This window comes from Kribbella flavida DSM 17836, assembly GCF_000024345.1.
In the GTDB taxonomy this organism is placed as follows: domain Bacteria; phylum Actinomycetota; class Actinomycetes; order Propionibacteriales; family Kribbellaceae; genus Kribbella; species Kribbella flavida.
This window is the reverse complement of the sequence record NC_013729.1, coordinates 1,913,638-1,933,825: the sequence shown is the minus strand read 5'-3', so window position 1 is coordinate 1,933,825 and position 20,188 is coordinate 1,913,638. Positions and strand designations below refer to the sequence as shown.

13 protein-coding genes are annotated in these 20,188 nt (G+C 70.6%); 2 read left to right on the top strand and 11 right to left on the bottom strand.

Annotated elements, in window-relative coordinates:
• The 5 genes from KFLA_RS09040 to KFLA_RS09020 are packed head-to-tail and all read right to left on the bottom strand — an operon-like array spanning window position 1 to window position 7,788.
• On the bottom strand, window positions 1-1,950 hold the full coding sequence (locus KFLA_RS09040) for a beta-galactosidase (protein ID WP_012919481.1): 1,950 nt from the start codon (window positions 1,948-1,950) through the stop codon (window positions 1-3).
• Complete coding sequence (locus KFLA_RS37840) at window positions 1,947-4,175, bottom strand: beta propeller repeat protein (RefSeq protein ID WP_012919480.1); 2,229 nt, start codon at window positions 4,173-4,175, stop codon at window positions 1,947-1,949. Before KFLA_RS37840 ends, KFLA_RS09040 begins: the two co-directional genes overlap by 4 nt.
• Before the next feature lie 22 nt (window positions 4,176-4,197).
• The gene (locus tag KFLA_RS09030; protein WP_012919479.1) at window positions 4,198-5,154 is read right to left on the bottom strand and encodes a carbohydrate ABC transporter permease; all 957 of its coding nucleotides are present in this window, start codon (window positions 5,152-5,154) and stop codon (window positions 4,198-4,200) included.
• Window positions 5,151-6,137, bottom strand: coding sequence for an ABC transporter permease (locus KFLA_RS09025; RefSeq protein WP_012919478.1), 987 nt, complete (start codon window positions 6,135-6,137; stop codon window positions 5,151-5,153). The genes KFLA_RS09030 and KFLA_RS09025 overlap by 4 nt, the downstream gene beginning before the upstream one ends.
• Window positions 6,121-7,788, bottom strand: coding sequence for an extracellular solute-binding protein (locus KFLA_RS09020; RefSeq protein WP_012919477.1), 1,668 nt, complete (start codon window positions 7,786-7,788; stop codon window positions 6,121-6,123). Before KFLA_RS09020 ends, KFLA_RS09025 begins: the two co-directional genes overlap by 17 nt.
• Before the next feature lie 154 nt (window positions 7,789-7,942).
• Between KFLA_RS09020 and KFLA_RS09015 the strand changes: the two genes are divergently transcribed.
• The gene (locus KFLA_RS09015; RefSeq protein ID WP_041289911.1) at window positions 7,943-9,145 is read left to right on the top strand and encodes an ROK family protein; all 1,203 of its coding nucleotides are present in this window, start codon (window positions 7,943-7,945) and stop codon (window positions 9,143-9,145) included.
• Window positions 9,146-9,372: 227 nt separating this feature from the next.
• Entirely contained in the window at window positions 9,373-12,252 is a 2,880-nt protein-coding gene (locus tag KFLA_RS09010) for a glycoside hydrolase family 3 C-terminal domain-containing protein (RefSeq protein ID WP_012919475.1), read from the top strand.
• 47 nt (window positions 12,253-12,299) lie between these two features.
• On the opposite strand, the gene yicI is transcribed toward KFLA_RS09010, so the two are convergent.
• The 6 genes from yicI to KFLA_RS08980 all read right to left on the bottom strand — a co-directional run bounded on the left by yicI (window position 12,300) and on the right by KFLA_RS08980 (window position 20,086).
• On the bottom strand, window positions 12,300-14,522 hold the full coding sequence (gene yicI / locus KFLA_RS09005; protein WP_012919474.1) for an alpha-xylosidase: 2,223 nt from the start codon (window positions 14,520-14,522) through the stop codon (window positions 12,300-12,302).
• Between the two features lie 11 nt (window positions 14,523-14,533).
• Window positions 14,534-15,412, bottom strand: a complete 879-nt coding sequence (locus KFLA_RS09000) for a carbohydrate ABC transporter permease (RefSeq protein WP_012919473.1) — start codon at window positions 15,410-15,412, stop codon at window positions 14,534-14,536.
• Window positions 15,409-16,317, bottom strand: coding sequence for a carbohydrate ABC transporter permease (locus KFLA_RS08995; RefSeq protein WP_012919472.1), 909 nt, complete (start codon window positions 16,315-16,317; stop codon window positions 15,409-15,411). Before KFLA_RS08995 ends, KFLA_RS09000 begins: the two co-directional genes overlap by 4 nt.
• A 3-nt stretch (window positions 16,318-16,320) precedes the next feature.
• Window positions 16,321-17,631, bottom strand: a complete 1,311-nt coding sequence (locus KFLA_RS08990; RefSeq protein ID WP_012919471.1) for an ABC transporter substrate-binding protein — start codon at window positions 17,629-17,631, stop codon at window positions 16,321-16,323.
• A 76-nt stretch (window positions 17,632-17,707) separates the two neighbouring features.
• Window positions 17,708-18,754, bottom strand: a complete 1,047-nt coding sequence (locus KFLA_RS08985) for a LacI family DNA-binding transcriptional regulator (protein WP_049797546.1) — start codon at window positions 18,752-18,754, stop codon at window positions 17,708-17,710.
• Between the two features lie 99 nt (window positions 18,755-18,853).
• The gene (locus KFLA_RS08980) at window positions 18,854-20,086 is read right to left on the bottom strand and encodes an FAD-binding protein (RefSeq protein WP_012919469.1); all 1,233 of its coding nucleotides are present in this window, start codon (window positions 20,084-20,086) and stop codon (window positions 18,854-18,856) included.
• Window positions 20,087-20,188 lie beyond the last annotated feature (102 nt).

Sequence of the window (20,188 nt, the reverse complement as noted above, 5' to 3'; positions counted from 1 at the left end):
TCACACCGAGCGCACGACCGCCTGACCGCCGGCCGGCAAGGTCACACTGCCCCGAACCTCCGCACCGGACACCAGATCCACCCCGTCAACCGGTACGACGGCCTCCTCGTCGCCGTGGTTGATCAGGAAGGACCAGGTCGTGCCGTCCGCGCGACGCCGGACCAGTTCGACCCCTGCGGGCAGTTCGGGCAGCTCGATGCCTGCTCCGCGCATTGCCTGCTCCAGCACAGCGCGGTACGCGTCGTCCTCGAGTTGAGTGGACACGTACCAGGCGACGCCCTCGCCGTACACGTTCCGGGTGACGGCCGGCGATCCGTCCAGCACACCACCGGCGTACCGATCGATCACCTCGGCACCGGCCAGCTGCACGTCCTCGCTCCAGATCCGCCCTCGCGCACCCGATGCGAGCTCGACCTCGGCGGCCGGGTGGAACTCCTCGACGCGAATCCCGAGCAGGTCCGCGAACGCACCCGGATACCCGCCGAGCCAGACCTGCGCGTCGTCGTTCACGATCCCGCTGAAGTACGTCACCAGGACATGTCCGCCGCCCTCGACGTACCGCGCGATCGAGGCGGCCGCCTCGGCCGACACCAGGTACAGGCTCGGCACCACCACCAGCCGGTACGCCGAGAGGTCGGCCGCGGGCCCAGGCAGATCCACCCCGACCCCCGTGGCCCACAACTGCCGGTGCGCGGCCTGCACTGCGGCGAGGTAGTCCAGCTCCGACGACGGCAGGTGGGTCGCCTGCATCGCCCACCAGGACTCCACGTCCCAGAGCACCGCGACGTCGGCCTGCACCGCGCTCTGCTCGAGCTCGGCGAGCCGCGGCAGCAACGCCCCGAGCTCGGCGACCTCGCGGAACCTCCGGGTCTCGGCACCGGCGTGCGGGACCAGCGCGGAGTGCCACATCTCGGCCCCGCCCCGCGACGCCCGCCACTGGAAGAACAGCGCACCCTTCGAGCCGCGGGCGACGTGCGCCAGGCTGTGCCGAGTCATCCGCCCGGGTTCCTTGGTGTGCAGGCGTTGCCCGTCGTTCACGGACCCGGCCGCCTGCTCCATCAGCAGCCAGGACCGGCCGCCGGCCCACGACCGGGCCAGGTCCGCCCCGAGCGCCGTCTGCTGCTCCGCGCCGATCCCCGGGTCGCCGGGATAGTGGTCGATGGCAACCAGATCCACCTCGGCGGCCCATCGCGCGTGGTCGACCGGGACCCAGGCGCCGAAGACGAAGTTGGTGGTGATCGGCAGGTCCGGCGTGAAGGCCCGCAAGATCTGCTGCTGCTCCTGGTACGCGGCGAGCAGTTCGTCGGACCAGAACCGCCGGAAGTCCAGCGCGTGCGTCGGATTCACCAGGTACTGCGTGGCGCGGGGCGGCCGGACCTCCTCCCAGCTCGCGTACCCCTGACTCCAGAACGCCGTCGTCCACGCCCCGTTCAACCGATCCAGGTCGCCGTACCGGTCGCGCAGCCACCGCCGGAAGGCCTCCGCAGCATGGTCGCAGTAACACGTCGTGCCGTACTCGTTGTGCACGTGCCACATCGCCAGCGCGGGATGCCCGGCGTACCGCTCGCCCAGTGCTCGCGCGATCCCCGCCGCCGCCTCCCGGTACGCCGGTGCGCAGGCGCAGTACGTGTCCCTGCTCCCGTGCGTCAGGCGTGTCCCGTCAGCGTTCACCGGCAAGGCCTCGGGATGCCGCAGGCTGAACCATGGCGGCGGTGACGCGGTCGGCGTGGCCAGGTCCACCTGCACCCCGCCCTCGGCGAGCAGGTCCATCACCTGGTCGAGCCAGCCGAACTCGTACCGTCCCGGCTCGGGCTCGAGGCTGGACCAGGCGAACACTCCGACGGTCACCAGGTTGGCCCCGGCCCGCCGCATCAGCGCGACGTCGTGCTTCCACACCTCCGGCGGCCACTGCTCGGGGTTGTAGTCGCCGCCGAAGTACAGACCCGTCATACCGGTTCTCCGTACGGGATGCCGAGACCGTTGGTGGACACGTAGACCCGCCCGAAAACCCTCGGGTCGCCGGTGATCGCATCGTTGGTGGAGGCGTACTGGTGCCGGTCGTCGTTGACCCGGACCCACCGGCCACCGCTGTCGTCGGACCGGAAGATGCCCCACACCCCGTCCACCTTGCCCGAGGTGTAGACCGCCATCTCCCGGCGGCCGCGCGCCGCCTTGCCGAATCCCACCGTCAGCGCCTCCTGGATGGTCGTCATCTGCTGGTAGCTCAGCCCTCGGTCCACCGAGCGGTGCAGACCGCCCGCACCGGCAGCGAGCCAGCAGTCGCCGACCCGGTCCAGGACGGTTTCGAGCTTACCGCCGCCGACCGGCAGACCTGTTGCTGTAGGCAAGAAGCTCCGCCCGCCGTCGAGACTGCGGTACGCCGTACCGGTGGCCGGGTCGAACGCGTAGAACAGGCTAGCGTCGACGCGGTCGGCGACGACCGCCACCTGCTGTGGCAGCCCCGTCACTGGTGACCAGCTCGCGCCCCGGTCGCGGGAGTAGTGCGGCACAACGTCTCCCGGCACCCAGACGATCGTCCGGGCATCGGTGCTCACCACGATCTTGCCGGGCTGCGTGGATCCGGCAGGCTCGCCGGCGAACGGCTGCCAGCTCTTCCCGGCGTCGGTGGAGTAGGCGCCGCGCTGCAGGCTCTCGCCGTACGCGACCCGGACGACGAAGCCTTCGGACCTGGCCGCATAGTCCAAGCTCGGTGACGTGCCGCTGACCGGGTTCGACGCCTGACCGTCCGGCGGTACGACGTCCAACCGGTCGTGCCGGTAGACCCCGATGTCACCGAGCGCGCTGATCAGCGGCGGTCCCCACGGCGGGCTGATCAGGTCGAGCACGGCCGTCTCCTCCAGCCCCTGCGCCCGGACCGACCAGTGCGTGCTGCGACCGGCCTCGGCATTCGTCACGTCGTCGGTGCCGAAGATCGTCGCGCCGGTGACGTAGAGCACCTTGTCGGAGTCGAACGGGTCGATCGAGATGTCGCCGATCATCCAGCCGAGCTTCGGCGTGCCGTGGAAGTCCAGGTACGGCGCCCCGGACGTGTCCAGCACGATCCGCTCCCCGATGGAGTGCCAGGTGGCTCCTGCGTCGACAGTGCGGAAGACGTCGTCGACCGGACCCCACCGGCTCATCGTGGCCACCATCACCGTGCCCGGCCGGCGCGGGTCGACGGCCAGCCCGGCGTACCCGAAGCCGGCCTCGCCGCCGGTGTTGGGCCGCAGCGGCGTGATGTCGGTCCAGCGGCCGGTCGCCAGGTCGAGCTTGTGGACGGCACCGTCGTACATCTCGTACGGGCCGGGCAGGTCGCCGTAGGTCAGGTAGAGGTGTCCGTCGGGAGCCAGCTCGCCGTGGTGCGGCAACAGCCCGGTCGGCTGTCCGACCAGCGGTGACCAGCTTCGTCCGGCGTCGTCGCTGCGCCAGACCGGATCGTTCCGGTCGGTGGACCCGACATAGATCGTCCGGGTCGGACGGCCGGGCCGGCTGCCGCGCGGATCGAAGAACACGAAGCCCAGCCCGAGTCCCGCCGTACCGGCGGTGGGGAAGCTGTCCACCCGGGCCCAGGTCTCGCCGCGGTCGGCACTGCGCCACAGGCCCTGGTTGCGGGTCCCGAAGTACAGCACCCGGCCGTCGCGCGGGTCGACCGCGAGCCGTTCGCCCATCGACCGGCCCGGCTCGTTCCCGCCCAGCTTGAAGGGCAGATCGGTCCGCCGGAAGGTACGGCCTTGGTCGGACGAGCGCAGGATCGCGCCGTTGATCGGCGACCAGTCGTTCGTGTAGGTGCCAACGGCAAGGTAGAGCCGGGACGGGTCCCGCGGGTCGAGGGCCAGGCTCTCCACCCCGGTCAGGCTCCAGTCCTCGAAGCCGACCCACTCGAGCAGCTGCACCCAGCGCCGGGTCCGTGGGTCCAGGCGGGCCGCGCCGCCGATGTCGGTGCGGACGTAGACCAGCCCGCGCCGCTTCGGGTGGTGCACGATGCCGGTGACGAAACCACCGCCGACGATCTCGACGTTGCGCCAGCGGTACCGGCCGCCCCTCCCCTGCTGCCCGGCCGCCTCGTCCTGCCCGGCCACCCCGTGCTGCCCGGTCGCGCCGGCCGGCCCGGGCACGGCGGCGACCGCCGCGGCTCCGGCCCCGAGGGCCAGGAAATGCCTGCGCCGTAGCGTCATCTCACTCCTTTCGAAGGGCTTGTCAGCCCTTGACCGCGCCGATGATGACGCCCTTGGTGAAGTGCTTCTGAATGAACGGGTAGACCAGCAGCACCGGGATCACGGCGAGCACCACGATGGCCATCTTGATCGCCAGGCTCGGCGCCGGCGCCAGGCCGAGTGCGGGCGTCGAGGTGACTCCGCCGGCGCCGCTGGGCAGCACCTGGGCCTGCACGATGTAGGTCCGCAGCACCAGCTGCAACGGCCACTTGGTGTTGTCGTTGAGGTAGAGCATCGCGTTGAAGAAGGCGTTCCAGTAACCCACGGCGTAGAACAGTCCGACCACCGCGACCACGGCCTTCGACAGCGGCATCACGATCCGGGTCAGCACGGCGAACTCGCCGGCGCCGTCGATCCGCGCGCTGTCGATCAGCTCGCCGGGAATGCCCATGAAGAACGCGCGCATCACGATCAGGTTGAACGCCGAGATCGCGGTCGGCAGGATCAGCGAGGCGTAGCTGTCGATCAGGCCGAGCGAGTTCACCAGCAGGTAGCTGGGAATGATGCCCGGCCCGAACAGGAACGTGAGCAGTACGACGAACAGCAGCGGCCGGTGCCACAACGAGCCCGGCCGCGACAGCCCGTACGCCGCGAGCACGGTGATCAGCAGGCTGAACGCCGTACCGACGAGTGTGATGACGGTGCTGATCACCAGGGCCCGGGTGACTACGCCGCCGGAGAGCAGCTGGACGTACGCCGCGAGCGTCAGCTCCCGCGGGACGACGACCAGTCCGCCCGCGCGGGTGACGGCTTCGGTGGAGGACAAGCTGGTGACGACCACGACGTACAGCGGGAACGCGATGACCAGGAAGACCAGGGCCAGCACGACCGGCTTGCCCAGTCGGCCGAGCAGGGTGGGCTCCTCCTCCCAGATCGGTCGTTCCGGGTGGCGGCGCCTGGGCAGCAGGCCGGCCGGCGGCTTGACGGCTTGTGAGCTCATGAGCGTGAGTACACCCCCTGCTCGCCCACCAGATGGGCGAATTTGTTGGCGGCCAGCACCAGCACCAGGCCGACCAGGCCCTTGAACAGTCCGGCGGCTGCGCCGTACCCGAAGTCCCCGACCAGCAGGCCCTCGAAGTACACGTAGGTGTCCAGCACCTCCGCCGCGCCGGCGCCGACCGCGTTGCGCTGCAGGATGAACTGCTCGAAACCGACGGTGAGCGCGTCGCCGAGCCGCAGGATCAGCAGCAGCACGATGACCGGTCGCAGGCCGGGCAGGGTGATGTGCCACATCCGGCGCCAGCGGTTCGCCCCGTCGGCCGCCGCGGCCTCGTAGAGCGCCGGGTTGATCGTGCTCAGCGCGGCGAGAAAGACGATCATGCCCCAGCCGGCGTCCTTCCAGACCGCCTGGGCGGTGACCAGCAGGATGAAGCTGTCGGGATTCGTCATCAGGTCGACGGCCTGGAAACCGTTCGAGCGCAGACTCTGCGCGAGCAGGCCCGCGCCGCCGATCATCTGCTGGAACAGCGACACCACCAGCACCCAGGAGAAGAAGTGTGGCAGGTAGACCACGCCCTGGATGAAGGTGCGCACCCGCACCGAGAGCACGCTGTTCAGCAGCAGCGCGAGCAGGATCGGGATCGGGAAGAAGAACACCAGCTGGAAGGCGGTGATCGTCAGCGTGTTGGTCAGCGCCGACCAGAAGGCGCCTTCGCTGAACATCCGCTGGAAGTTGGCCAGCCCGACGAACTCGCTGCCGCGGATCCCGACGTACGGCGAGTAGTCCTGGAAGGCGATCACGTTGCCGAGCGTCGGCAGGTAGTGGAAGAGCAGCAGCAGCACGATCACCGGCGCCACCATCAGCAGCAGCGGCCAGTCGCGCCGGAACCGCAGCCGCCAGTTCGGCCGGGTGGCCCGCGACCGGCCGGGCGCCGGCGCGGGCTGCTGCGCGGTGGGCGTCCGGACCTCATCGACCGTTGTCACTGAGCACCTTCGCGTAGAACTCCCGGCCCTCGTCCCCACCGCCGGAGCGCCAGGCCTGGACCGCCGTCTTGAGCTCCGCGACCGGCCGGCGGCCCCGGAAGATGTCCTGCAGCTTGTCGTCGAAGGGCTGGTTCAGCGCCGCCAGCTTGGAGGGCGCCTCGACCCGGATGCCCTCGAACGGGTTCTTGTCGAACCGCTTGCAGCACTCGTTCTCCCAGGCGCTCATGCCCTCGACGTAGCCCGGGTACTGGCTCTGGGTGATCGCGGTGGGCCGGCCGCCGAGAAAGATGTAGGTGTTGGCGACCTCCTTGGTGCCCAGCGCGGTCAGCTTGGGCGCACCGGAACTCTCCTTGGTGTAGTGCTTGCCTTCTTCGCCGTAGGCGGCCAGCTGGTACTCCTCGGTGCCGAACGGCGCGGCGGTGTAGTTGAGCACGCCGAGCAGCTCCTTGACCCGCTGCTCGCCCAGGCCCTTCTTCACGAACGTGAAGATGCCGGCCGGGTCGCCGCTCCAGACGATCGCCTCGCCGCCGTCGTGCGCGAACGGCATCACCGGCTGCATGTCGAACCGGGGATTGACCGGCAGTTGCCGCTGCAGTGCCTCGGACCACGAGCCGGGGCCGTCCTGGTAGACCAGGATCTGGCCGCCTTCGAACAACGGCTTCTGGTCGGCGGCGGCGTTGCCCACCACCGTCGGGTGCACGTAGCCCGACTGGAACAGCTTGCGGGTGAAGGCCACCGCCTCCTCGAACTCCGGCGTCTCGATCTTGTGCACGAGCTTGCCGCTGGAGTCCTTGCGCCAGTTCGCCGGCGCGCCGTACGCCCGGGCGATCTCGTCCACGATCGAGCCGAACGCCCACCGGTTCGCCTTGGCGTCGGTGAGTTCCTTGCCCAGGGCCAGCACGTCGTCGATGTTCTTCGGCGGCTCGGCGCCCAGCTTTCCGAACAGGTCCTTGCGGTAGAACAACGCCCACGGGATGCCGGTGCCGGGGTACGGCACGGCCTTGAGCTGCGAGTTCCACACGCCGTACGCCCAGGCACGGGTCGGCAGGTTGGCCAGCATCGGGTACGCCGCCGCCTTGTCACCAGCAAGGTAGGGCGTGAGGTCCTCGAACAGCTTGTCGACGGCCTGGCTGAACCGGGTCAGCCCGGAGATCTCCCAGCCCGGGATGCAGAGCAGCTCGGGAACGTTGCCGGCGGCCAGCATCGGCCCGAGCTTGTCGCCGTACTCGTTGCCGTTGACCACGTTGAAGCGGACCGGAGCACCGATCCGCTCGTTGTTCACGTCGAAGTAGGAGTTGTTGCCGAGGCCGGGCGGCAGCGGGCCCCACAGCGGGGTCATCGCGCTGACCTCCTTGCCGCTGGTCACCGGCTTGTCCGGCAGCGCCCGCTTCAGCTCCGCCGGGTACTTCGTGAAGCCGGGCGACGCGCCGTTGCTGCCGGGCAGATCGGGCTTGACCGGCTCGTAGCCGACGAACGCCGGCAGCAGCGCGGTGAGCTTGTCCTCACTCTCGGCCCGGCCACCGGTGCCGGGACTGGCGCCGTCGTTGGAGCAGGCGGTCAGGGTGCTGCCGCCGGCCGCGACCGCCGCGCCGGCGCCGAGCAGGGAAAGGAAGGTCCGGCGGTTCGTGGAGCCGCCTGCGGGTCCGATCACGACGGGAGTCCTTTCGACTGGGACGGGAGGCCGCCCCGAGGTAGGATTAGTTGGGCTGGTAGCCAAACAAATTAGCTCACGACCGAACGTGCCACAAGGTGTAGAACTGTCGGTGGGCGTAGTCACCGCCCCGACCGAGCCGAAGAGGACGACCTTGACCCCTCACACCGCGGACCACACCGACGTCCGCGCCACCAACCTGGCCGCCGTTCTCGGCTTCCTGCGGGCGAACGCGCCCTGCTCGCGGGCGGCGATCGCCTCCGGCACCGGCCTGAACAAGGCGACCGTGACCAGCATCGTCGGCGAGCTGATCGCCCAGCGGCTGGCCCGGGAGACCGAGCAGACCCAGAACCACGTCGGCCGGCCGGCCACCCTGCTGGTGCTCGACGGCTCGGCGTACGCGGCGATCGGGATGGAGGTCGGCGTGCGCGGGCTGACCGCGATCGCCTACGACTCCGCCGGCGGCCAGCTGCTGCGCTGGCACCGGTCCGGCCCCGGCCCCGAGGCGAGCCCGGCCAAGACGATCGCCGCGCTGGCGGCATTGGCCCGCCGCGCGATCTCCGCGGTGCACTCCTCCGGCCGCGACGTGCTCGGCCTGACCGTGGGCGCGCCCGGGCTGATCGACCACGACGGCTCGGTCGTGCTGGCCGCGGGGCTCGGCTGGCGGGACGTGCCGCTGCGCAGCGACCTGATCGCCGCGCTCGGCCGGCCGGCGTTCCCGGTGATGGTCGACAACGACGCCAACCTCGGCGCCCTGGCCGAGCACCGGTACGGCGACCACGCCGGCACCGCCGACCTGATCCAGCTGTCCGGCGAGACCGGCGTCGGGGCGGGCGTGATCTGCGACGGCCGTCCGCTGCGCGGGCACCACGGGTACGTCGGGGAGATCGGCCACCTGCGGATCCAGCCGGACGGCCCGGTCTGCGGCTGCGGGCGACGGGGCTGCCTGGAAGCGGTGGCCGGCATGCCTGCGATCTTGGCCCGGCTCGAGCCGGCCGACGCGCCGGAGACCGATCCCCAGCTGCGCACGGAGCAGCTGGTCCGGCGGGCCGAGGAGGGCGATACCGCCACCCTCAAAGCCCTCGCGGAGGTGGGCGGTCTGCTCGGGCGGGGCATCTCGGTGCTGGTCGACCTGCTCGACCCCGAGCTCGTGGTGCTCGGTGGGTCGTACGCCGGGCTGGGCCGCTGGCTGGTGCCTGCGATCGAGCAGGAGCTGGCCGACGGCGCCCTGGTGACGGTGAGCGGCCGCTGCCGGGTCGTGGTGTCGACGTTCGGCCACGACGCGACGTCGATCGGCGCCGTCGCCCGCTCTCTCGACCGCCTCGACTCAGGCCGCCTGCCGATCCCCACGCTCTGACCAGCGGTCGCCAACCGACGGCGACGCCTGGTCCATTCCGGTTGGTGCGCGGTGATCCGGGCTGAGATCTTGACCGGCCGTGCGCAGGGTGCGACCCTCTCAGACACCTTCTGATCGAAGCGCTTCGACGGCTCGCCCCTCTCCTCCGCTGTGCGGAGGCGCATCGTCGAAGCGCTTCGACCGCCTTTCCGTCGGCAGACGGCCGAGTGCCCCGGAGCGCGATCACGATGAGCACCTCCCCGCCCAGTACGCCGCCCAGTACGCCGCCCACCCCGTCGTCCGACTCCTCCCCTCCCCCGTTCCGCGACCCGGCCCGCAAGCTGCCCGAGCGGATCGGCGATCTGCTCGACCGGCTGACGCTGCCGGAGAAGCTGGGGCTGCTGCACCAGCACCAGGCCGCCGTTCCCCGGCTCGGCGTCGCGTCCTTCCGGACCGGCACCGAAGCCCTGCACGGCGTCGCCTGGCTCGGCCCGGCCACCGTCTTCCCGCAGGCGATCGGCCTCGCCGCCAGCTGGAACACCGAGCTGCTGCAGGCCGTCGGCTCGGCGATCGGCGACGAGGTGCGGGCGTTCCACCGCCGTGATCCCGCCCAGGTCGGCCTGAACGTCTGGGCGCCGGTGGTCAACCCGCTGCGCGATCCGCGGTGGGGCCGCAACGAGGAGGGCTACTCGGAGGATCCCTGGCTCACCGGGCTGCTGGCCGTCGCCTACGGCCAGGGGCTGACCGGGACCGCGCCCGGCCCGTTGAAGACCGCGCCGACGCTCAAGCACTTCCTCGCCTACAACAACGAGACGGACCGCTGCACGACGTCGAGCAACCTGCCGCCGCGCGTCCTGCACGACTACGAACTGCCGGCCTTCCGGGCCCCGATCGCGGCCGGTGCGGCCGTCGCGGTGATGCCGTCGTACAACCTGGTGAACGGACGGCCCGCCCACCTCAGCCCGTTGATCAACGACGCCCTGCGCAGCTGGACCGAGGACGACCTGCTGGTGGTCAGCGACGCCGGCGCGCCCGCGAACCTGTACGAGCTCCAGCGGTATTACGCCGACGGGCCGACGGCGTACGCGGCCGCGCTCTGCGCCGGGGTCGACAGCTTCACGCAGGACGACAACGACGCAGGACCGTCGACGCGGCACCTGACCGCCGCTCTGGACCGTGGTCTGCTGACCCAGGACGACATCGACCAGGCCGTCCGGCACGCACTGGCCGTGCGCTTCCGGCTGGGCGAGTTCGACCCGCCCGAGCTCGACCCGTACGCCGCCCTGGACGACGAGGTCGTCGGCTGCCCCGAGCACCGGCAGCTCGCGCAGGAAGCGGCCCGGCAGTCGATCGTGCTGCTCAAGCACGAGTGCCACGTGCTGCCGCTGGACCCCGCGACCACCCGGCGGGTCGCGATCGTCGGCCCGCTCGCCGACACCCTCTACGAGGACTGGTACTCCGGCACCCTGCCGTACCGCGTGACCGCCCGTGACGGTCTGGTCGAGCGGCTGGGCGCGGAGGCCGTGGAGTTCTGCGAAGGCGTCGACCGGGTCGAGCTCCGCGTGCCCGGCGGCTGCCTGAGCGCGGGCGAGGACGGCGTCCTGGGGCTGGGTCCGTCCGGCGGGTTCGATCTCTTCGACTGGGGTGGCGCGGCCTGGACGCTTCGGTCGGTGCAGACCGGGTCGTACGTCACGGTGACCGATGGCGGTGTGCTGAGAGCCGACCACCCGGGCCCGAGCACCTGGGAGGTCAACGAGACCTTCGAGCTCTGCCCCGCCGGCGAAACCAGCGCGGTGCTCCGGCACCGCAACAGCGGCCGCTTCGTGACCGTGCAGCCGGACGGGTCGGTGACGGCGACCGCCGAGGACGCGGACTCCGCGACGGCGTTCGCCGTGGTGACGCTCGTCGACGGCGCCGCGGTGGCCGCCGAGCTGGCCGCCCGCGCCGACGTCGCAATCGTTGTTGCAGGCAACCATCCGCTGGTCAACGGCCGGGAGACCGAGGACCGCGAGGCGCTGGACCTGCCGGCCGGCCAGGACCGGCTGGTCCGGGCCGTGCACGCGGCCAACTCCCGGACGGTGCTGGTGATGTCGAGCAGCTACCCGTTCTCGGTCGAGTGGGCCGACGAGCACCTGCCCGCGCTGCTCTGGTCGGCGCACGGCGGTCAGGAGTACGGCCGGGCGCTGGCCGACGTCCTGTTCGGCGACACGGACCCGTCCGGCCGGTTGCCGCAGACCTGGTACCGGTCCGCCGCGGACCTGCCCGACCTGCTCGACTACGACATCGTCGCCACCGACGCCACGTACCTGTACTACCGGGGCAGGCCGCTCTACCCGTTCGGCCACGGCCTGAGCTACACCACCTTCGCGTACTCCGACCTGCGGCTGTGCTCGACCTCCGTACCCGCCGACGGTGTGCTCCAGGTGAGCCTGACCGTCACGAACACCGGGTCCAGAGCCGGCCGCGAGGTGGTCCAGCTGTACACGCACCAGCAGCGGTCCCGTGCCAAGCAGCCGCTGCGTCAGCTGCGCGACTTCCGGCGGGTCTCGCTGGCGGCGGGCGAAAGCATTCAGGTGCACTTCGAGCTGCCGGCCGCCGAGCTGGCGTTCTTCGACGTCACCCGCAACCGGCGCTGCGTCGAAACCGCCCGGCACAGCGTCCTGGTCGGCCGGTTCTGCACCGACACCCGGCTGACAGCGGCGTTCGACGTGCACGGCGAACGGATCCCGCCGCGCGCGATCAGCGGCGGACCGCTGGCCGCGACGGCGTTCGACGAGTACTGCGCGGTCACGCTCACCGATACGACGCCGGTCCGCGGCGACGCCGTCCGGTCGCTGGAAGCGGGCGCCTGGCTGCTCTTCGAGGACGTCGACCTGTCAGCCGGACCCGGTCGCTGCGTTGCGACCGTCGCGTCCGAGCACGCCCGATCCGCGACGCTCGAACTCAGGCTCGACGACCCGCTGCGGGGGACCCTGCTGGGCACCATCGACGTCCCGCCGACCGGTCACCGCCACACCTGGACCGACCAGGTCGCGACCCTCGCGCCGGCTGACGGCGTACGGGCCCTGTACGTCGTCTTCTCCAGCGAGGAGATCTCGCTGGAGAAGCTGACGTTCCTGTTCCACTAGGGCGGGTGTGTCTCCCAGTTCCGCGCAGGAACTGGGAGACACACCCTCTAGACGACGGTGACGGTGTACCGGTCGCAGGTGCCCTCGAGCACCCGGGCGACCGGTTCGCCGTCGGCCAGGGTGAGCTCGATGGTGGCGGCCGTCTCCCCGTCCGGCCCGGGCAGGCGAACCCGCCGGGACTGCCCCTCGGACGGGGCGAACCAGCGCAGTTCGACGCCGTCGGCCCAGTCGTAGTCCGGGCGATCGTCCACGGCGCCGACCGCGATCACAGCGCCTTCCCGCACCAGCACCGGCAGACTGTCGAAGCCGTGTGTCTGGGTGACCCAGCGGCTCCCGGCCAGTCGTTCGCCGGTCAGCAGCTGCGTCCAGGTGCCTTCCGGGAGGTAGAAGCGGACTTCCCCGTCCGTGCTCATCACCGGCGCCACCAGCAGGTCCGGTCCGAGCATGTACTGCCGTTCCAGGTAGGCGACTCCCGGATCGGCCGGGAACTCCAGCACCATCGGCCGCATCATCGGCGTACCGGCGGTGTGGGCTTGCTCGGCGACCGCCGCCAGGTAGGGCATCAGCGACAGCTTGAGCTTGGTGAACTTCCGCAGGACCTCGACGGCCTCCTCGTCGAAGGCCCACGGCACCCGGTACGAGCCGGAGCCGTGCAGGCGGGAGTGCGACGAGAGCAGGCCGAACGGCACCCACCGCTTGAAGACGGCGGCGTCCGGCGTGCCCTCGAAGCCGCCGATGTCGTGACTCCAGTAGCCGAAGCCGGACGCCGCCAGCGACAGCCCGCCACGCAACGACTCGGCCATCGCCTCGAACGTCGACTCGCAGTCGCCACCCCAGTGCACCGGGAACTGCTGCCCGCCGACGGTGGCGGACCGGGCGAACAGCACCGCGTCGCCCTCGCCCCGCTGCTCGGTCAGCAGGTCGAAGACGGCCTTGTTGTACAGGTGCGGGTAGTAGTTGTGCATCCGGCCCGGGTCCGAGCCGTCGAACCACACCACGTCCTCGGCCGGGATCCGCTCACCGAAGTCGGTCTTGAAGCAGTCCACGCCGAGGTCGAGCAGCGCCTGCAGCTTGGACCGGAACCAGGCGGTCGCCGCCGGATTGGTGAAGTCCACGATCGCCATCCCGGCCTGCCACATGTCCCACTGCCAGACCGAGCCGTCGGGGCGTTTCAGCAGGTAGCCCAGCCGGCGGCCCTGCTCGAACAGCACCGACCGCTGCGCGATGTACGGGTTGATCCACAGGCTCACCCGCAGGCCGCGTTCCTTCAGCCGGCGCAGCATGCCGGCCGGGTCCGGGAAGGCCACCGGGTCCCAGAGGAAGTCGCACCAGTGGAACTGCCGCATCCAGAAGCAGTCGAAGTGGAAGACACTGAGCGGCAGGTCGCGTGCCGCCATGCCTTCGACGAAGCTGCTCGTCGTCGCCTCGGTGTAGTCGGTGGTGAACGACGTGGACAGCCACAACCCCATCGACCAGGCCGGGACCCGAGCCGGCCGCCCGGTCAGCGCGGTGTAGCGGCGCAGCACGTCCTTCGGCGCCGGGCCGCCGAAAACGTAGTAGCTCAGCTCCTGCCCCTCGACGCTGAACTGGTTGCGGGAGACCACCTCCGAACCCACCTCGAAGGACACCCGCGCCGGCGTGTCCACCAGGACGCCGTACCCGGCGCTGCTCAGGTAGAACGGCACGTTCTTGTACGCCTGCTCGCTGGACGTTCCGCCGTCGGCGTTCCAGATGTCGACCACCTGGCCGTTCTTCACCAGCGGGCCGAACCGCTCGCCCAGACCGTAGACCGTCTCGCCGACCCCGAGAGCCAGTTGCTCGTGCAGGTACTGCCGGCCCTGCTGGTCGGTGATCAGCCCGATGCTGCGGGCACCGGAGTCGGTCAGCGGCCGGCCGTCCCGCTCGAAGCGCAGGTCCCACGGGCCGTCGAGCCTGAGCACGGCGGTGAGGTCGCCACTGGTCAGCCGCGCCGTCTGCTCGTCGACCTCGACCTTGACCGGGTGATCCTCGTCGGCCGCCAGCGCGAACGCCGGCCGGGGCGGCAGTCCGCCGCTGTGGTGCTCGATCCGTACGCCGATCACGTCGGCCGCGGGCGAGCTGAGCGTGACCGTGAACAACGGCTGGTTCAGCGTGTCGCCTCGACCGACGATCTGCTTGGCGGGGGCGTAGGCGACCAGGGTCCGGTCGGTGGCCTCGACGCTCTCCACCGCCGCCGGGCGCAGCCGCGTCAGCCCCGGCCGCAGCTGCCAGTAGCCGTCTGTGAACTTCATGGAGTGCCTCTCTACTTGACCGCGCCGACGGTGACACCACGGGTCAGCGTGCGCTGGAAGATCAGGAAGAACACGACCGTCGGGAGCAGGCTGATCAGCGCGCCGGCGTTCGTGGTGGTCGCGTCCATCAGCCGGTCGCCCTGCAGGGACGCGAGCGCGAGCGGCACGGTCTGGGTGCTGTTGTCGACGAGCATCACCAGGGGGATGAAGAACTCGTTCCAGGTCCAGATGAAGAAGAAGATCAGCAGCACCGAGAGCGTCGGCCGGACGGTCGGTACGACCACCCGCCACAGCGTCGTCCACCGGCCGGCGCCGTCGAGCGCAGCGGCTTCGAGCAGCGCCTTGGGAAAGGTGCCGAGCACCGAGGCGAGCAGGTAGGTGCCGAACGCGCTCTGGATGACGGTGAAGATGATGATCACGCTGAGCCGGCTGTTGTAGAGGCCGGTCGCCTTGGCCATCGCGTACAGCGGGTAGACCAGCGCCTCCTGGGGGATCATGTTCGCCAGCAGGAAGGCGGCCACGATCCACAGCCGGCCGCGGACCCGCCCGATGCCGAGCGCGTAGGCGTTCAGCAGCGACAGCACGACGCCGAGCACCGCGACCGCGCCGGAGATCACGATCGAGTTCAGCAGCTTGCCCTCGAACCGCACCTGCTGCCAGTACGTCCGCAACCCGTCCAGCTGGAACGACTCCGGCCAGCTCAGCGGCCCGTTGCCGGAGTAGTCGGCGGGCGACTTGAACGCGTTCATCAGCATCACCGCGAACGGCACCAGCACCAGCGCGGCGGTGAACGCCACCAGCACGAGCACCACCCACCGCGCCGCGCCTTGCTTGTACCGGTCGGGGTCACGCCGTGCCGCCCGGGTCCTGCCCAGCGTCAGCGTGCTCATGAGGCCTCCTCGACCCGGCCCTGGGCCTTCAGAAATCCGATGCTGATGGCAACGATCAGCAGCGTGAGCGCGGTCGCCACGGCCGCGCCGTAGCCGACCTGCAGCTTGTTGAAGAACGCGTTGTAGGCGAAGTACGACGGCACCGTGGTCGCGTTGTTCGGGCCGCCCCGGGTGAGCGCCCAGACCGGGCCGAACACCTTGAGCGCGGCGATCGTGCAGGTCAGCGTGACCACGAACGTCTCCGGCCGGATCTGCGGCAGCGTGATCGCGGTGAACCGGTGCCACCAGCTCGCGCCGTCGATCTCGGCCGCCTCGTACAGGTCCGGGTCGACCCGTTGCAGCGCGGCCATGAAGATCACGACCGGGTAGCCGATCTGGACCCAGATCATCACCAGCATCACCATCGGCAACGCGGTGCCCGGGTCACCCAGCCAGTCGTGCGCGCCGAGGCCGATCGCCTCGGCGAACGCGTTGACCGCGCCGTCGGGCCGCAGCAGCCAGCCCCACAGGATGCCCGCGACGACCACCGGCAGCACCTGCGGCAGGTAGAAGGTGGCCCGCAGGAACGACGCCGCCTTCGGCCCGAACCGGCGGCCGATCACGTCGAACAGGGTGGCCGCCAGCACCAGCCCGGCCAGCGTCGGCACCACCACCATCGCGATCACCATCGCCGCGGTGTTGCGGAACGACGTCCAGAACACCTCGTCGTGCAGCAGCCGGGTGTAGTTGTCCAGCCCGACGAACCGGGGATCGCCGATGCCGGACCACTTGGTCAGGGACAGGTAGATGTTCGCGGCGAACGGCACCGCGACCACGACGGTGAAGGCGATCGCGCCGGGCAGGAGGTACCACCAGTACCCCCTGCTCGGCCGCGCCTGCACCCGGGAGAGGGTGGAGGACGGCATCGGTCAGCCGTTCTCGATCTCTGACACGCCCTGCTCGTAGGCCTTGCCCAGCTCGGTCAGCACCTGCTGCGGGTTCTTCGACCCGTTGATCAGCGACTGCCCGCCGGCCACCAGCACGTCGTAGTACCCCGGCACCGGCCAGTCCGGGTAGAAGGCCAGCCCGTCGGCGGCGGTGATCGCGGCGAAGTTCGCGATCAGCTCCTTGTTCTTCAGGTCCGTCACCTTGGCCAGGTCCGCGTTCACCGGCACGCCGCCGTTGTTGCCGAGAATCGTCTGGATCTCCGGCCGCATGGTGATGTCGATGAAGTCGTAGGCCAGCTTCTTGTTCTTCGACTGCTCCGGCACCACCCACAGGTTGCCCGACGAGCCGGCGTTCAGCTTGTTGCCCGGGAACAGGAACGTGCCCCACTGGAACTTCTTGATCTCACTGCTGAACCGCCCGTACCACCACGAGCCGCTGACGATCATCGGCGTCTTGCCGGCGATGAAGGCGGTGCCCATGTCCTCGGCCTTCAGGCTGGCCGACCGCTGGGAGACGTAGCCCTTGTCCACCCACTGGCGGAACGTCTCCGCGCCGTACTTCAGCGGGTCGGCGTCGAAGCTCACCGGACCCTTGTAGAGCTGGTAGTTGTCGACGAACGACCGGTCCGCCTTGGACAGCGCGAGCTGGTAGTACAGCTGCCCGGCCGGGTACTCCGCGCCGGCCATGCCGAGCGGCGTGATCTTCTTCGCGACGAAGGTGTCCATCGCCTTGGTCAGCTCGTCCAGCGTCTTCGGCACCGCGACGCCGTGCTGCTGGAACAGGTCCTTGTTGTAGTAGACCATCACGTACTCGCCGTAGTTCGGTACGCCGAACCAGCTGCCCGACCCCATCACGCCCTTCTCGTCGTACCGGGCGGTGGTCTGCAGGCTGGGGCTGAGCAGCTTGTCCCAGCCGCGACCGGTCACCTCGTCGCTCAGGTCGGTGAGCAGGCCCTTCGACGACAGCAGGCCGGCCGTCGCGTTGCCCTTGTTGTACTCCATCAGGTCCGGGGCCTGGTCGGAGGCCAGGATCATCGACGCGTTCTGCTGGATCTGCTCGAACGCCTTGCGCTCGAACTCGACCGTGACGCCCGGGTGCTCGGCCTTGAAGACCTCGATCGCCTTGTCCCAGGCCTTGCCCATGGCACCGTTCGCGCTCTCGTAGTGCCAGAGCTTGAAGGTGCCGGTACCGCTCTGCGCGGCGTCGTCGTCCTGCCCGCCGCAACCGGCGAGCACCAGGGCGAGCGACACGAGCGCCGCCCCGATTGAGATCATGGTGCGGGGAGACCGCATGGGTGTACTCCTTCGACGGATGTGTCCGGTGGTTCCTCGGTCCGTCGTCGCGTTGCAGCGCGGCGGCGGACACCTCTCAACGACGGCGCGAGGCCGCCGTGTTGGTCCTGCGTCGGGCCCGTGCGCTGGTCCCCCGGACGTCCAGCACGCAGGGCACGAGTTCGGTGTACGTCGGGTCGCCGGCGACACCGTCGCCGGCCAGCCGGTCCAGCAGCACCCGGGTCGCGGCCGCGCCGAGCGCCGTTCCGGGTGACGTCATCGCGGTCAGCGGAGGGCTGGCCAGGTCGGCGACCACCTCGGACGTCACCATCGAGACCAGCGAGACGTCGAACGGCACCTCCAGCCCCGACTCTCGCAGGTCGGCGAGAATGCCCAGGGCGGCGTTCTCGTTCATCACCAGGACGCCGGTCAGGTCCGGGCAGCGCTCGCGGGCCTGCCGGATCGCCGCCCGGCCGCCGCTGGCGGTGTCCTCGGTCGGCACCATCACGCCGGTCACGCCGTGCCGTTCCAGCGCCGCCTCGAAGGCTTCCTCGGTCCGCTTCGCCGGGCCGTAGCCACCGGCCAGGCTGGCACCGGAATGGTTGACGTAGGCAATCGTCTCGTGGCCGAGCCCGACCAGGTGGGCGACCGCGTCGTCGACGGTCTGCTCGAAGTCGATGTCGACGCAGGCCAGCCCACCGGTGTCGGCGGTGCGGCCGATCAGCACGAACGGGGTGTCCAGCGTGCGGAGCAGGTCAACGCGCTGGTCGGTCAGCCCGACCTCCATCACCAGGAAGCCGTCGAGCAGGCGCTGGGTGGCGAGCGCGCGCAGCTCGTCGGTGTCCTCGGCGCCGACCGGGCACAGCATCAGGTGGTACCCGGCCTTGCGCGCCGCCTCGGTCGCGCCGGTGACGAACGCGGTCTCGGTCGCGCCCAGTCCTCGCCCGGTGAGCGGCAGCAGCAGGCCGACGATGTTGCTCCGCCGGCTGGCCAGCCCGCGGGCCAGCGCGTTCGGCTGGTACCCGAGCTCGGCCATCGCCTCGAGCACCCGGTCCCGCGTCGCGGCGGAGATCGGCCTGGTCCCGGTGAGCACGTAGGACACCGTGCTGACCGACACCCCGGCCCGGCGCGCCACGTCGGTCATCGTCGCCACCCGCCACCTCCGACCGAATCATCGAAACGCTTCGTCGAAGCGTTTCGACAAAACGTAGGCGACGACTCCGGCGCCGTCAATGGGTTGTGCTCAGGGGGCCGGCAGGTAGGTGTTCAGGTAGTCGTTGCGGAACTTGCCCGTCGGGTCGAGGCGGCCGGCCAGCGTGGTGAAGTCGGGGACCAGCGGGTAGCACGCGCGCAAGGTGGCCGCGTCGGCGGCGAAGACCTTGCCCCAGTGCGGGCGGGCGCCGAGCGGGAGCAGCGCGTCCTCGATCGCTTCCACGACCGGGCGCACCGCGGTTTCGTCCTGGATCCAGGTGAAGTGGAAAGCGACGGTGGCGCGGCCTTGGCTCGGGCTGAGCCAGAGCCTGTCGGCGGCGATCGTGCGGACCTCGGAGACCTGCACGACGGCTGCCAGCTTGTCGCCGAGCGAGCGCATCCGCTCGACGCCGGCGGCCGCCTGCTCGCGGGGCAGGAAGTACTCCGACTGCAGTTCCTCCCCGTTCGACGGCGTGAACTCCAGCCGGAAGTGCGGCAGCCGCGCGTTCCACGGGCCGGGCACGCCGCCCTGCTCGGTGGCGAAGTCGGCGGGCATCGCCTTGATCGGGTGCCGCGGGCCGTCGGCGAGTCGCGCGCCCAGCCACTCCGGCTCGAGCGTGATCTGCTGCGCCTTGCGCCAGACCATCACCTCGGGATCGGCCCAGTCGGTGAACGCGCTGACGCTGTAGGCGCTGCCGAAGACCGTGTCGAAGTCGGTGCCGAGCCGCTCGACCGGCAGGCCGTCGTACACGACCTGGCTGATCTCGTACGCCGGTTCGACCGCGAGCGTGAGATGGGTGGTGACGCCGAGAGCGCCGAGCGCGACGACCGCGCCGGCGAAGTCCGGGTGCCGGCGGTCCAGCGTGACCAGTGAACCGTCGGCGGCGACGAACTCGATCCCGGTCGCGGCCGAGGCCAGCGTGCCGTTGCTGTCGCCGGATCCGTGCGTCCCGGTCGAGCAGGCGCCGGCGACCGAGATGTGCGGCAGCGACCCGAGGTTGTGCAGGGCCAGGCCGTCGGCCTGCAGCGCCGCCGTCACCTCGCCGTACCGCAGCCCGCCGGACACCCGGACCGTCCGCCGGTCGGGCGCGATCTCGATCACCTTGGGCAGGTCGGCCACCGAGACCAGCGTGCCGGTGGTGTCGGCGATCCGGTTGAACGAGTGCCCAGTGCCGAGCACCCGGACGTGCTCGCTGCGGCCGACCAGCTCCGCCAGCTCGTCCACCGAACGCGGCCGGTGCAGCTCCGCCGCCGAGAAGGTGATGTTGCCCGCCCAGTTCTTCATGCTTCCTCCGTCGCCGCCGGGTGCCCTCTGAGCCTTCCACACTGCGGCGCAGTGCCCACCCCGCGGTCCACCCCCTGACCAGGACCCGCCGGAAGTCCTGGT

What these genes read in the sequence shown, in the direction of transcription:
- KFLA_RS09040 (WP_012919481.1), bottom strand. Translation starts at nt 1,950, where the DNA reads ATGACGGGTCTGTACTTCGGCGGCGACTACAACCCCGAGCAGTGGCCG.
- KFLA_RS37840 (WP_012919480.1), bottom strand. Translation starts at nt 4,175, where the DNA reads ATGACGCTACGGCGCAGGCATTTCCTGGCCCTCGGGGCCGGAGCCGCG.
- KFLA_RS09030 (WP_012919479.1), bottom strand. Translation starts at nt 5,154, where the DNA reads ATGAGCTCACAAGCCGTCAAGCCGCCGGCCGGCCTGCTGCCCAGGCGC.
- KFLA_RS09010 (WP_012919475.1), top strand. Translation starts at nt 9,373, where the DNA reads ATGAGCACCTCCCCGCCCAGTACGCCGCCCAGTACGCCGCCCACCCCG.
- yicI (WP_012919474.1), bottom strand. Translation starts at nt 14,522, where the DNA reads ATGAAGTTCACAGACGGCTACTGGCAGCTGCGGCCGGGGCTGACGCGG.
- KFLA_RS09000 (WP_012919473.1), bottom strand. Translation starts at nt 15,412, where the DNA reads ATGAGCACGCTGACGCTGGGCAGGACCCGGGCGGCACGGCGTGACCCC.
- KFLA_RS08995 (WP_012919472.1), bottom strand. Translation starts at nt 16,317, where the DNA reads ATGCCGTCCTCCACCCTCTCCCGGGTGCAGGCGCGGCCGAGCAGGGGG.
- KFLA_RS08990 (WP_012919471.1), bottom strand. Translation starts at nt 17,631, where the DNA reads ATGCGGTCTCCCCGCACCATGATCTCAATCGGGGCGGCGCTCGTGTCG.
- KFLA_RS08985 (WP_049797546.1), bottom strand. Translation starts at nt 18,754, where the DNA reads ATGACCGACGTGGCGCGCCGGGCCGGGGTGTCGGTCAGCACGGTGTCC.
- KFLA_RS08980 (WP_012919469.1), bottom strand. Translation starts at nt 20,086, where the DNA reads ATGAAGAACTGGGCGGGCAACATCACCTTCTCGGCGGCGGAGCTGCAC.